12 protein-coding genes and 1 pseudogene are annotated in these 12,328 nt (G+C 60.7%); 7 read left to right on the top strand and 6 right to left on the bottom strand.

Annotated elements, in window-relative coordinates:
- Nucleotides 1–70 precede the first annotated feature (70 nt).
- Together JJD74_RS21205 and JJD74_RS21200 are read left to right on the top strand one after the other, a co-directional pair.
- Entirely contained in the window at nucleotides 71–835 is a 765-nt protein-coding gene (locus tag JJD74_RS21205; RefSeq protein ID WP_200616732.1) for a CHAD domain-containing protein, read from the top strand.
- 243 nt (nucleotides 836–1,078) lie between these two features.
- Nucleotides 1,079–1,873 (top strand): acyl-CoA thioesterase, encoded by a 795-nt coding sequence (locus JJD74_RS21200; protein ID WP_042560323.1) that lies wholly within the window; start codon nucleotides 1,079–1,081, stop codon nucleotides 1,871–1,873.
- A 23-nt stretch (nucleotides 1,874–1,896) separates the two neighbouring features.
- Here JJD74_RS21200 and JJD74_RS21195 read toward each other — a convergent pair.
- The 3 genes and pseudogenes from JJD74_RS21195 to JJD74_RS21185 form a co-directional block, all read right to left on the bottom strand.
- Nucleotides 1,897–2,127: pseudogene (locus JJD74_RS21195) on the bottom strand (terminase); the annotation flags it as partial.
- Nucleotides 2,128–2,355: 228 nt separating this feature from the next.
- On the bottom strand, nucleotides 2,356–3,837 hold the full coding sequence (locus JJD74_RS21190; RefSeq protein ID WP_200616731.1) for a methyl-accepting chemotaxis protein: 1,482 nt from the start codon (nucleotides 3,835–3,837) through the stop codon (nucleotides 2,356–2,358).
- A gap of 185 nt (nucleotides 3,838–4,022) precedes the next feature.
- Nucleotides 4,023–4,829 (bottom strand): TatD family hydrolase, encoded by an 807-nt coding sequence (locus tag JJD74_RS21185; protein ID WP_200616730.1) that lies wholly within the window; start codon nucleotides 4,827–4,829, stop codon nucleotides 4,023–4,025.
- Nucleotides 4,830–5,065: 236 nt separating this feature from the next.
- Between JJD74_RS21185 and JJD74_RS21180 the strand changes: the two genes are divergently transcribed.
- From JJD74_RS21180 to JJD74_RS21170, 3 genes are all read left to right on the top strand, one after another.
- The gene (locus JJD74_RS21180) at nucleotides 5,066–6,487 is read left to right on the top strand and encodes a transglycosylase SLT domain-containing protein (RefSeq protein WP_042560320.1); all 1,422 of its coding nucleotides are present in this window, start codon (nucleotides 5,066–5,068) and stop codon (nucleotides 6,485–6,487) included.
- A 107-nt stretch (nucleotides 6,488–6,594) separates the two neighbouring features.
- Nucleotides 6,595–7,029 carry a DoxX family protein gene (locus JJD74_RS21175; protein ID WP_047302390.1) on the top strand — a complete coding sequence of 145 codons (435 nt, stop codon included), beginning with the start codon at nucleotides 6,595–6,597 and terminating at the stop codon, nucleotides 7,027–7,029.
- A gap of 248 nt (nucleotides 7,030–7,277) precedes the next feature.
- Nucleotides 7,278–7,586, top strand: coding sequence for a hypothetical protein (locus tag JJD74_RS21170; RefSeq protein ID WP_042560318.1), 309 nt, complete (start codon nucleotides 7,278–7,280; stop codon nucleotides 7,584–7,586).
- Here JJD74_RS21170 and greB read toward each other — a convergent pair whose 3' ends face one another.
- Genes greB through JJD74_RS21155 form a run of 3 tightly spaced genes read right to left on the bottom strand, consistent with a single transcriptional unit; the run spans nucleotide 7,587 to nucleotide 11,306 of the window.
- Complete coding sequence (greB, locus tag JJD74_RS21165) at nucleotides 7,587–8,084, bottom strand: transcription elongation factor GreB (protein WP_025113125.1); 498 nt, start codon at nucleotides 8,082–8,084, stop codon at nucleotides 7,587–7,589.
- A 34-nt stretch (nucleotides 8,085–8,118) separates the two neighbouring features.
- Nucleotides 8,119–10,623 (bottom strand): ABC transporter permease, encoded by a 2,505-nt coding sequence (locus tag JJD74_RS21160; protein ID WP_200616729.1) that lies wholly within the window; start codon nucleotides 10,621–10,623, stop codon nucleotides 8,119–8,121.
- Entirely contained in the window at nucleotides 10,623–11,306 is a 684-nt protein-coding gene (locus JJD74_RS21155; RefSeq protein ID WP_042560282.1) for an ABC transporter ATP-binding protein, read from the bottom strand. Before JJD74_RS21155 ends, JJD74_RS21160 begins: the two co-directional genes overlap by 1 nt.
- 10 nt (nucleotides 11,307–11,316) lie before the next feature.
- On the opposite strand from JJD74_RS21155, the gene JJD74_RS21150 reads away from it, so the two are divergent.
- On the top strand, nucleotides 11,317–11,922 hold the full coding sequence (locus JJD74_RS21150) for an arylesterase (RefSeq protein ID WP_042560281.1): 606 nt from the start codon (nucleotides 11,317–11,319) through the stop codon (nucleotides 11,920–11,922).
- Nucleotides 11,923–11,979: 57 nt separating this feature from the next.
- Entirely contained in the window at nucleotides 11,980–12,273 is a 294-nt protein-coding gene (locus tag JJD74_RS21145; protein ID WP_007908575.1) for a hypothetical protein, read from the top strand.
- Nucleotides 12,274–12,328 lie beyond the last annotated feature (55 nt).

Raw genomic sequence — 12,328 nt, 5'->3', positions numbered from 1 at the left:
TGGCACAAGTCGGCTGAGGCTGCGACATTGCAGACTCGGTCGACAGGCTTTTTGAATCAGGGAGCAAGTGATGTCTGCGTTGGTTGACGGCTTGGTGGCTCATGTCCTGAGCCTGGAAGTACGATTGCTGGCCTGTCAGGCGCGCCTCACCGCGCGTACCGACCCTGAGGCGCTGCACGATCTGCGCACCACGGTGCGACGCTTGCGCAGCCTGTTGCGGCCGTTGCGCGGCTTGCCCGGTGTCGAGCAACTGGAAGACGCAGCGTCGGCGGTCGGCCAGTTGACCACGCCGTGGCGTGATCGCGAGGTGCTGGCGGCGTATCTGCTCGAACACGATCAACCCGAAGCCGCCCAGCGACGCATGGCGCAGATGGCCGAAGCCTACCCGGCGCTGGCGGCGAGCCAGGAAGTGGCCTCGCTGCTGATGATCCTCGACGCTTTCCCGCGCTTCTTGCGTGCCTCGCAGCGTCAGGGCCTGCTCAAGCGTCTGGGCAAGCGCATCGAAAAACGCCTCGGCAAACAATGGGAAAAACTCGACGAAGCGCTGCACGATCCGGCCCATGACCGGCATCGTCTGCGCCTGCTGATCAAGCGTGTGCGTTATGGCATCGAAGCTTATCCCGAACTGGATCGCTTGCCCGAGTCAGCGCTGGAACGGCTGAAATCCGCGCAAGGGGCCTTGGGTGATTGGCACGATTGCTGGCAGTGGCTGGCGCGGGCCGAGCTGGAACCGGACCTGCAGCCATGTGTCGCGACCTGGCAGGCGACCATGATCAAGGCTGAAGCCAAGGCCGATCGGGTGCTCGAAAAACTCAGCTCTTCCTGTTTCAAATAATCCCGCAATCTCCCTGTAGGAGCTGCCGAAGGCTCGGGCCGCGATCGGACGATCTTTTGATTTTTAGTTTTTAAAAACCAGATCAAAAGACCGCAGCCTTCGGCAGCTCCTACAGGGGTTTTTTATTGGGTTTGAAATTGGCGTAAGGCCTATCTGTCTGCCCATTTGACCGGAATAGACGCTGCGGCGCTCTGCGTGGCTGGTTAAGATCCCCGCATTCATTTTTCGTTTTTTGAGGTTGCCATGCGCTTTAGCGATCTGCTTGATGCGGTCCGTCGTGGTCCGGAACTGACCATTCCCGCCGAATGGGGTCAGGGCCGCGCGAGTTTCGGTGGCCTGGTGGCTGCGCTGCAATTCGAGGCCATGCGCGCCAGGGTGCCGGCGGATCGCCCGGTGCGTTCGCTCGCGATCACCTTTGTCGGCCCGGTCGAGCCCGAAGTGCCGGTGCAATTCGAAGTCGATGTTCTGCGAGAAGGCAAAGCCGTCAGCCAAGTGCTGGGCCGGGCGATGCAGAACGGTCAGGTGGTGACGATCGTCCAGGGTAGCTTTGGTGCCTCACGACCATCAGAGGTAGCGGTGGAAGCTTATCCCGCGCCGCAAATGAAGCACTGGGACGAATGCCAGGAGTTGCCGTACATCAAAGGCGTGACCCCGGAGTTCATGCGACACTTGGCGATGCGCTGGACCAACGGCGGCATGCCGTTCACCGGCACCCCATCGCGGCTGATGGGTGGTTGGGTACGACTGCGTGGGGATGTGAAAGAAGAGCCGGTCAGTGAAGCGCATCTGCTGGCGCTGGTGGATGCGTGGCCACCCGCGCTGTTGCCGTATCTGAAAAAGCCTGCACCGGGCAGCACGTTGACCTGGACCATCGAATTCGTTCAGCCGCTACGCGACTTGAGTACGCTGGACTGGTGCCAATATCTGGCAGACATCGAGTACGCCGCCGACGGTTACGGTCATGTCGCCGCCAAGCTGTGGAGCGCGCAAGGGGAACTGATCGCCATGAGTCGTCAGACTGTCACGATCTTTGCCTGACTCGATGCCGACGCTGGCGCTCACGCTTCCAGGTGGTGACCGTGGCGCTGTAAACCCAGCGCCGCGACGATGCCAATCACACCGATGGCCACGCTGACCAGGCTCAGGCTGAACACACCGGAAACGATCAACAGAAACGCCACGATGAACAACGGTACTGCGATCAAGTGCAGCACCTGATGGGTCGGATGCTGGTGATTGCCCGGGTGCGCGCGCCATTGCCACGCGGGAAGGTTGGGGTGACGTTTGCCCATGTCTGATACTCCTCGATCCGTGTTGAACACATGGGTGAAGAATAGGCCGGGGCGTGAAGGGCGGCGAATCAAGCTTGGCTATGAACGCGATAGGCTTCATCGCAGGAATTGATATTGACCGGGCTGACGCCATCGCGTGCAAGCCTGCTCCCACAGGATTGAGCGGTGTTCACATAATTTGCGTCCGCTAAAGATCCCTGTGGGAGCGGGCTTGCCCGCGATGGGCCCTCAGAGTTTCAACTGTCCAATGGCTTTGCTCAGTTCCCCCGCCAACGTCGCCAACTCATTACTGGTCGTCGCCGAATCCACTGTCTGCTGCACGGTGTTCTCGGTCACATCGCGAATGCTCACCACCGCCCGATTCATCTCCTCGGCGACCTGGCTTTGCTGCTCTGCCGCCACGGCGATCTGCGTGTTGCTCTCACGCATCTGCGCGACTGCTCCGGTGATCTCTGCCAGTGCCTCGCCCGCTTCCTGCGCCTGCTGCACACAGTCGTCAGCCTTGTACGAACTCTCCTGCATGAAATCTACCGCATCACGCGTGCCGGCTTGCAACGCCGACACCATGCTGGTGATCTCGTCGGTGGAGGTCTGCACGCGTTTGGCCAGGTTGCGCACTTCATCGGCGACCACCGCAAACCCACGGCCCATCTCACCGGCGCGGGCCGCCTCGATGGCGGCGTTGAGCGCGAGCAGATTGGTTTGTTCGGCGATGCTGTGAATCACGCCGACCACGCCGTTGATCTTCTGGCTGTCCTCGGCCAGCCGTTGAATCATCTGCGCGGTCTGTTGCACGCCGCTGGACAGGCCGGTAATCGAATGCTGAACCCGTGCCACCACTTGCTGGCCGCTGCCGGCGAGGGCATCGGCGGTTTGTGACAGATCGCGGGTGGCGCCGGCGTGCTGGGCGATGTGGTAAACGGTGGCGGTCATTTCGTTGATCGCCGTGGCCGCCTGATCGGTTTCACTCTGTTGGCCGAGCATGCCGTGACGCACTTCGTTCATGCTCGACGCCAGGCGCGCAGCCCCGACATCCAGTTGCCGTGCGGTATTGGCGACAGTGGTGACGACGCGCTGATAACCGGCCTGCATTGCATTGAACGCATTGGCCATCTGCCCGACTTCATCCTTGCCGGCCAGCGGCACGCGGGCGCAGAGGTCGCCGCTTTTTTCAACGTGCAGCATCACGTCTTTCAACGTGTTCAGTTGGCTGAGCAGGAAGCGGATCAGCAGTTGCGAAGCGCCAAGCATGGCAAGCATCAGGATGAACACCGCCACCGCGTAATTGGCGAAGCGCTCCCCGAACACTTGAGTCAGGCTGGGGCCATAAGCGACGACCGCGACTTGCTGACCGTCGGCGCGGCTGAAAACTTCGGCGCCGATCAGCAGGTTGTCGCCGAACAATGGCAGGTGATTGATCTCGTGCCAGCCATTGCTTTCGGTGATCTCCAGCAGCGGCTGATCGTTGAGGCGCGGTACTTCGCCGCGTTTAAACGTCAGCACTTGCTCGGCCTTGGGCAGCGGTTGCCCGGCAGGCCAGGCCTTGAGCAACTGCGCCTGAGTTTGCGCCGACGATTGGGCCGCGTGACTGCGCGCCTGCTGTTCGAGTTGAACGGCATATAGCACCAGCAGCAGGGTGGTGACGAAGGCGACCGCGTTGACCGCCCAGAATTTGTATTTCAGCGAGATGTTGCTAAGCCAGGCACCCATGGAGGTCTTCTCTGATAGCGGAAACAGTTTTGGCAAGGTGCCAGCATTGTGCTGCTATGCAGGGGAGCCTATTTGATGTGGGTCAACAGATCCGGTGGTGAAAGAAAAAGATCGCAGCCTCCGGCAGCTCCTACAAGGGAATGCCGTCCATGTAGGAGCAGCCGAAGGCTGCGATCTTTTGATGTTCAGGCCAATTCAGGGAGACCAAAAAATACCCGGCTGCAAGCGGTCGTGTGCGCCGCCAGATCTTCCTCGGTCTCGCCCCGATGCAACGCCACCTCACGCAACACCTCAGTCAGATACGCCGGCTCATTGCGTCCGTTCTTCGGTTTCGGTCGCAGGGTGCGTGGCAGCAAATACGGCGCGTCACTCTCGAGCATCAGCCGCCCGCGCTTGATCTCCTTGACCAGCGGATGCAGATGCGTGCCTCGGCGCTCGTCACAGATCCAGCCGGTAATGCCGATGTGCAGATCCAGGTCGAGATAGCTGAATAACGCCTTTTGTTCGCCGGTGAAGCAATGCACCACGGCGGCGGGCAGTTGATCGCGGAAATCCTTGAGAATCTCCAGCAGGCGCTGACTGGCATCGCGCTCGTGCAAGAACACCGGCAATTGCAGTTCAACGGCCAGTGCCAGATGCTCTTCGAGGACTTTTTCCTGCTGCGGGCGCGGCGAGAAATCGCGGTTGAAATCCAGCCCGCATTCACCCACCGCGAGCACATTGGATTCCTTCAGCAAACTGCGCAGGCGTCGGGCGCTGTCAGCGTTCCAGTCACTGGCCGAATGCGGGTGAATCCCGGCGGTGGCGAACAGTCGTTGACCGCTTTCATCCAGCTGCTGGCAGAGTTCCAGCGCCTGCTCGCTCCCCTCGACGCTAGTGCCGGTCAGCACCAGTTGGCAGACCCCGGCGGCATAGGCGCGGTCGAGTACGGCCTGGTGTTTGTCGGCGAAACTTGGGCTGGTCAGGTTGACGCCGATATCGATGAGTTGCATGGTTGCTACCTCGGGCCGAAGGCCGGAAAGCATACCAGAGCTGTAGATTCATAAGAAAAACCAAGAACTACAAAGAGTTATCGCTGTTTTTTGATGCCGCGAAACAGCTTGGCTTGGCAGTAATGCCATCACTGTGCCAGTCTCTCGCACGTTGCCAGCGCTCCAGGCGCTCTGTTTTCGTCGGTGATTTCAACCGTTGCGCGGTGATTTTGCCCCGTATCCTTTCCGGAGAGTGGATGATTCGTCCCTCGGTTTTGCTGCTGTTGTGTGCATCGTTGCTACTGCCAATGACGGCGGTTGCGCGTCTGCCCGGGCCGCTACAAGCCGTGCCCGCCGCCAAAGTCCGCGATCTTTCGGAGATTCGCAGCAGCCGCGTGTTGCGGGTGCTGGTCAACCAGAGCCGTAACAGTTCCGGTGAAGTCCAGGGCCAGGCCATCGGCGTCGAATACCATCGCCTGCGTGCCTTCGAGCAATACCTCAATGGCCACTCCCGGGATGGCCAGGAAATTACCCTCAAGATCATTCCCAAAGCCAAGGATCAACTGCTCGGCGCGTTGCAGCGTGGGGAAGGTGACCTGGTGGCGCCCGGGGAATTGCTCGAACTGCAACCGGGTTATGCGGTGGCCAGCAGTGAACCGATCGCCAGCAACGTGCCGTTGGTGCTGGTGGGCATCAAAGGCCAGCGGCGCTACACCAAGGTCGAGCAACTCGCCGGTAAAACCCTCGCGTTGCCAACCGGCAGCGCAGCAGGGGAGGCGATCAGTCAGCTCAATCAAAAACTGGCGTTGCACAAACTCGCGCCGATCAAGATCGAATGGGTCGATCCGACGCTGGCCGTCGAGGATGTACTGGAGATGGTTCAGGGCGGCATTTTTCAACTGACCGTCGTTGAACTGCCGATTGCCGAGCGCTGGGGCAAGATCCTGCCCAAGCTGCGTGTTGATCGACAACTGGTGATCAGTGAGCCGGGTGAGGAAAACTGGTTCGTGCGCCGTGATGCGTCGATGTTGCGGGCCAGCGTCGACCGCTTCCTCAGCGGTTACAAGAAACCGGCGAACGAAGACGCGGCGTTTCTGCGTATTTATCGCAGGCTCTATCAGGTTCACTATCCATTGGCCAAGGCCGACCGTCAGCGTCTGGAAAAACTGCGCCCGACCCTGCAAAAACACGCTGCTGCACAAAATATGGATTGGTTGAATCTGGCGGCGCTGGCGTTCAAGGAATCGGCACTGCAACCCAACGCCCGCAGCGGCAGTGGCCCGACCGGGCTGATGCAGATCACGCCATCCGCCGCCCAGCGCGTCGGCGTGAACAATATCCAGAATCTCGATGCAAACGTGCAGGCCGGGGCCAAGTACCTGGCGCTGATCCGCCGCAAGTTCTTCAACAGCCCCAAACTTAACGAGCGCGAACGCATGGCGTTCACGCTGGCGGCCTACAACATCGGCCCCGAGCGAGTGCAAGGCATGCGCGCCGAAGCCCGGCGCCGTGGACTCAATCCCAACCAGTGGTTCTTTCAGGTCGAGCGTATTGCCATGGAGCAGGTGGGAATGGGGGCCGTCAGCTATGTTAATAGCGTGAACAAGTATTACTTGGCGTTCGATCGGGAGCGCGAGTCGTTGGAGCCCGGTGGACAGAAAGTTGTCTCACGGAAATGATCAAATAAATCGATTGTTATGGCGAAATATTTGCGCTTTAAACATGAAAATAACTGATTAATATAGCGGCCAACCCACACACACTTTCGCAAAACAAGGAACGCAGCATGAGCTCTCTGATCAACAAGGTACTGTTCACCCGCGCTGGCTACGGCCTGACCATCCTGCGCATCGTAGTCGGCGTGATCTTCGCCGCTCATGGCGCACAAAAACTCTTCGGAATGTTCGGTGGGTATGGACTTGCCGGCACTGCACAGTACATGGAGAGCCTGGGTCTGACGCCGGGTTACGCCATGGCCGTCCTGTCGGGTGGTACCGAGTTTTTTGCTGGCCTGGCGCTGATCATCGGCCTGCTGGTCCGTCCGGCAGCCTTGGGTTTGACCGTCCTGTCGCTGGTGGCGATCTTTACCGTGCACATCAGCAACGGTCTGTTCATGGCCAACAACGGTTACGAGTTCGCCTTGGCTTTGCTCGGTGGCAGCCTCGCGGTACTGATCGAGGGCGCCGGCAAGCTATCGGTGGACCGCGCCATCGCCGGTTGACCGCTCTGGCTCAAGCAAAAGGCCCGCATTGTGCGGGCCTTTTTTTGTTGTGGCTGATTCTTGACACTGATCGGTCACGTTCTCTAGGATGTTGCCCATGCGCCGATTTAAACAGCTACTTGCGGGGCGCCAGGTGACTCGATCAGTCACCGTCAGAAGCCGGAACAGGGCTTCGAAATACCGCTAAAGCGCTGGTTCGGTGTTGCCTCTCACCTGCCATGCAGACTTTTGAGGCAGAGACACGACTAATGAATGCATTACGCCCTCCAGCACGTCCCGCGCCGATCACGGCACATATCACCCAGCGCAATCCAAAAATCCTCCTTGGCGGTAAACATCAGCCGACGCTGTTGCGTTATCTCGACGGCTGGCCACGGCGCAGCGGCGGTCCTGCCGCGTTCCTGATCCAGTTCGTTGAGGACGGCGAGTCGCTGACGCGTTTTGCCAGTGACAGTTTCGATCTGGCGGTGATTCAGTCACCGAGTCAGGAAGAGGCCTCTGAAATGATCAAGCAACTGGTGCGTGTCGCGCGGCAGGGGCTGATTACCCGTCGCTGATTACGGGTAATCGATCGCCACGATGTAAACGCATTGTTCGCCGGTCGGGGTTTGCACGCGCACTTCGGCATCCAGCGCCTTGCCAATCAAGGCGCGGGCCAACGGCGAATCAATGCTGATCAGGCCCAGCTTCAGATCCAGTTCATCAGGGCCAACGATGCGGTAGCGCGATTGCTTGCCGTCTTCGTCCTCGATGGTGACCCAGGCGCCGAAGTAGACCTTGTTCGGATCGCTGGGTTTTTCGCTGACAACCTTGAGTGCTTCCAGACGTTTGGTGAGGAAGCGCACACGACTGTCGATTTCGCGCAGCATCTTCTTGCCGTAGGTGTATTCAGCATTTTCCGAGCGATCCCCCTGAGCCGCCGCCTCACTGACCGATTGCGTCACTTGCGGGCGGCGCACGTGCCACAACTCATGGAATTCGGCACGCATCCGCGCTTCACCTTCAGGGGTGATCAGCGCGGTGCCGGCGGTGCGGGGAGGGCGATAACGGCTCATGGCAACTTCTTGTGGTGACGAGCGCTTGAGTCTATCAACCCTCGCGCAACACTGTCAGCGGACTTGCGTTGAGTGCCCGGCGCGTGCCGAACACGCCAGCGCCGCCAATCAGCACTGCGCCAATCAGCGGTAGCACCAGCAGCCACGGATGCGGATGCCACGGAAGATCGAATGCGTAGCGATACAGCACCAGACTCACCACTTCCGAGCCAATCGCCGCAAGCAAACCGCTGACCGCGCCGAGCAGGCCGAACTCGATGCGCCGGGCCTTGATCAGCAATTGCCGCTCCGCACCCAATGCACGCAGGAGCGCGCCTTGGCGAATGCGTTCATCCAGCGTCGCTTGCAACCCGGAAAACAGCACGGCCATACCCGCTGCCAGGACAAACAACAGCACGTATTCCACCGCCAGAGTGACCTGGGCGAGGATGCTGCGTAGCTGTTCAAGCAAGGCTTCGACCTGAAGAATGGTCACTGCCGGGAAGGCGCGCGAGAGTTCGACGATCTGCTGGTCGTGACCCGCGGCCAGATAGAAACTGGTCAGGTAGGTCGCTGGCAGATCCTTCAATGTGCCGGGCTGGAAAATCATGAAGAAGTTCGGCTGGAAGTTGTCCCAATTGATATCGCGCAGGCTGGTGACTTTCGCTTCGCGATTGACCCCGCCAACACTGAACACCATGTGGTCGCCCAGCTTGAGCTTGAGGCTCTCGGCAACTTTGCCTTCCACTGACACTCCCGGTACATCACCGGTTGGCTGGTCGGTCCACCACGATCCGGCTGTCAGTTTGTTGCCGGCGGGCATATCCGCGGCCCAGGTCAGGCTGAGGTCACGTTGCACCGCGCGGTCGCCGGCAGAATCCTTGCTGACGATTTGCCGCACCGGCTCACCGTTGATGCTGATCAGCCGCCCCGGCACGACCGGGTACAGCGGCGCCGCTTGCGCAGACACCTTGATCAGGTGATCGGTGAAAGCCTGTTTGTCCGCCGGCAGAATATTCAGGGCAAAGTAGTTCGGCGCGTTTTTTGGCAGCTGGTTTTGCCAGGTGTCGAGCAGTTCGCCACGCAACAGCGCGATCAGCGCCATGGACAACAGGATCAGTCCGAAGGCCAACGATTGACCCGCTGCGGCCAGTGGGTGGCGCAACAGTTGGCCGAGGCCAAGACGCCACGGCAACGATGCACGGGCGAGCATCCGCCGCAGGCTTTGCAGCAACAACAGCAACAGGCCACCCAGCACCAGCGCAGCGACGACGCCACCGCCGAGCAGTGCGAACGTCAGCAGCAGATCAAGGCTCAGGCGCCACATGATCAGACCTAGAGCGCCCAAAGCGGCGCCGTAAACCATCCAGGTACTCGATGGGATCGGCAGCATGTCGCGGCGTAGCACGCGCAATGGCGGTACACGACCCAGCGCGGCGAGCGGCGGCAGGGCGAAACCTGCCAGCGCCACCAACCCGGTGCCGATCCCTGCGATGGCCGGAAACAGGCCGCCCGGTGGCACATCACTCGGCAACAGATCATGCAGCAGCGCAAACAAACCCAACTGTGCCAACCAGCCAAGCAAAGCGCCGCTGAGGCTGGCGAGCAGACCAAGTACCGTCAGTTGCAGGCTGAACAACACCATGGTTTCGCGGCGTGACAAACCGAGGCAACGCAGCAACGCACTGGCATCGAAACGACGGCTGGCGAAGCGATTTGCCGACAGAGCGACGGCCACCCCGGCCAGCAACACCGCGACCAGGCTGGCCATGTTCAGATAGCGTTCGGCTTTGCCCAACGCGCCACCAATCTGTCGGTTGCCGTCGCGGGCATCCTGAATCCGCTGGTTCGCCGCGAGCCCCGGTTTGATCAACTGTCGATAGGCTTCCAGCGCTTGCGGCTCGCCGCGCCACAGTTCGCGGTAGCTCACCCGACTGCCGGGCTGCACCACTGCGGTGGCGGCAAGATCGTCGAGATTGATCAGCACCCGCGGCGTCAGGCTGTAGAAGTTGCCGGCGCGATCCGGCTCGTAGGTCAGCACCCGGGTCAGCTTCAATGTCTTCGAGCCGACATCGATGCTGTCGCCGATCTTCAGATCCAGCGCAGTCAGCAGACGTGCCTCGACCCAGGCTTCGCCCGGTTGTGGTTCGCCACCGGTCTCTTCAGTGGCGAAGGGCGCCGGCGCGCTTTTCAGTTCGCCGCGCAATGGATAAGCGCGATCAACCGCTTTGATGCTCGACAACTGAATGCCTTTGTCGGTGGCGATGACGCTGGAGAACTCCACCACTTGCGCATGGTTCAGACGCAGTTCGGTGCCGCTCCTGATCTGCTCCTCACGGGCCGGCGAGCTGCCTTCAAGCACCAGGTCTGCGCCGAGAAACTCGGTGGCACGCAACATCATGGCGCCGTTGAGGCGAGCGCCGAAATACCCGATGGCGGTACTCGCCGCCACCGCCACGACCAGGGCGAAGAACAATACCCGCAATTCTCCGGCGCGGGCATCGCGCAGCAGTTGGCGGATGGCGAGGCTGAATAGACGCAATAGCGGCAGACGTGCCATCAAGGCTCCAGTGGGGCGACCAACAGCCCGGCTTCAAGACGGATCAGGCGCCGGCAGCGGTGGGCCAGGCGTTCGTCGTGGGTCACCAGCACCAGCGTGGTGCCGCGTTCCTTGTTCAATTCGAACAGCAAGTCGCTGATGCGTTCGCCGGTGTGGCTATCGAGGTTGCCGGTGGGTTCATCGGCGAACAGCACGTCAGGTTCGGCAGCAAACGCCCGGGCAATCGCCACACGTTGTTGCTCGCCACCGGACAATTGGCGCGGAGAGTGCGTCAGGCGCTGGCCGAGGCCGACCCGTTGCAGCAATTGGGTGGCGCGCTCACGGGCGTCTTTGCGGCCATCAAGCTCCAGCGGCAACATGACGTTTTCCAGGGCATTGAGGCTGTCGAGCAATTGGAATGACTGAAAGACGAAACCAACGTGCTCGGCACGAATGCGCGCGCGCTGGTCTTCGTCGAGACCGCTCAGGTCCTGGCCGGCCAGCGTGACTTCGCCGCTGCTGGGCAGGTCGAGTCCGGCGAGCAGGCCCAGGAGGGTGGATTTGCCGGAACCGGACGCGCCAACGATGGCCAGGCTGTCGCCCTTGTTCAGTTCCAGGCTGAGTTCGTGCAGGATAGTCAGTTCACCTTCCGCGCTGGAAACCACTTTGCTGAGGTTCTTCGCGGTGAGAATGCTTGCGCCCATGGAGAATCCGATGCGAGTGTGGTTTTTGAGTGCTGGCCTGGCCTTGATGTGCATGGCCCAGAACGCAGCGGCGGGTACTGTCCTGATCGTTGGCGATAGTATCAGCGCCGGTTTCGGCCTGGATACCCGTTTGGGGTGGGTGTCGTTGCTTGAGCAACGGCTTGAACAGGAGGGTTTCGACGATAAAGTGGTCAATGCCTCCATCAGTGGCGACACCAGTGCCGGAGGCCAGGCGCGGCTGCCCGCGCTGCTTGCAGAGCATAAGCCTGATCTGGTCATCCTCGAACTGGGCGGCAATGACGGCCTGCGCGGAATGCCGCCAACGCAATTGCAACAAAACCTTGCGGCGATGATCGACAGTTCGCGACAAAGCGGCGCGAAGGTGCTGCTGCTGGGCATGCAGTTGCCGCCCAACTATGGCAAGCGCTACACCGATGCTTTCGCCGAGGTTTACGGCAAACTCGCCGACGACAAGAAAATCCCGCTGGTGCCGTTTTTCCTCGACGGCGTGGGCGGTCATCCGGACCTGATGCAGGCCGATGGTCTGCACCCGGCGGCCGGGGCTCAAGGCAAGTTGCTGGAAAATGTCTGGCCGACGCTGAAACCGCTGCTTTGAGGCTTTTCTAGCGGCAGGCTTTCGGCTAATGTGGCGCCCCCTTAATCGGAGGCCCCGATGTCGCGTTCTGCCTGGTCCCTTTTTGCCTATCAACTGATCGAGCCTGACGAGCAGCTGGATCTGTTCGCCTGCCAGGAAGTGCGGGTGCATCTGGTGACACGTCAACTCGAACTCGGTGGCTCGGCCGATCGCACCTTGTGCGGCAGCCTGCTGCCGGCGCAACCGCGCTGGTCGAGCGTGGATCGCCGGGTCTTTCAGGACCAGCGGCTGTGCTCGCTGTGCCGGGCGATCCTTGAGTCGCAGAAGCGCGGCACTTCGCCGATCTGGCCCGAGTTGCGTTTCGAGCTCTAAGATGAAAAGAGCGCAGGCACGGTCTATCGGCCTGTCTCCCCGAATATTCCAAGTG

The organism is Pseudomonas sp. MF6776, assembly GCF_016613125.1.
Classification (GTDB): Bacteria; Pseudomonadota; Gammaproteobacteria; order Pseudomonadales; family Pseudomonadaceae; genus Aquipseudomonas; species Aquipseudomonas iridis.
The sequence above is the reverse complement of the archived record's forward strand: the minus strand, read 5'-3'. Positions and strand labels throughout refer to the sequence as shown.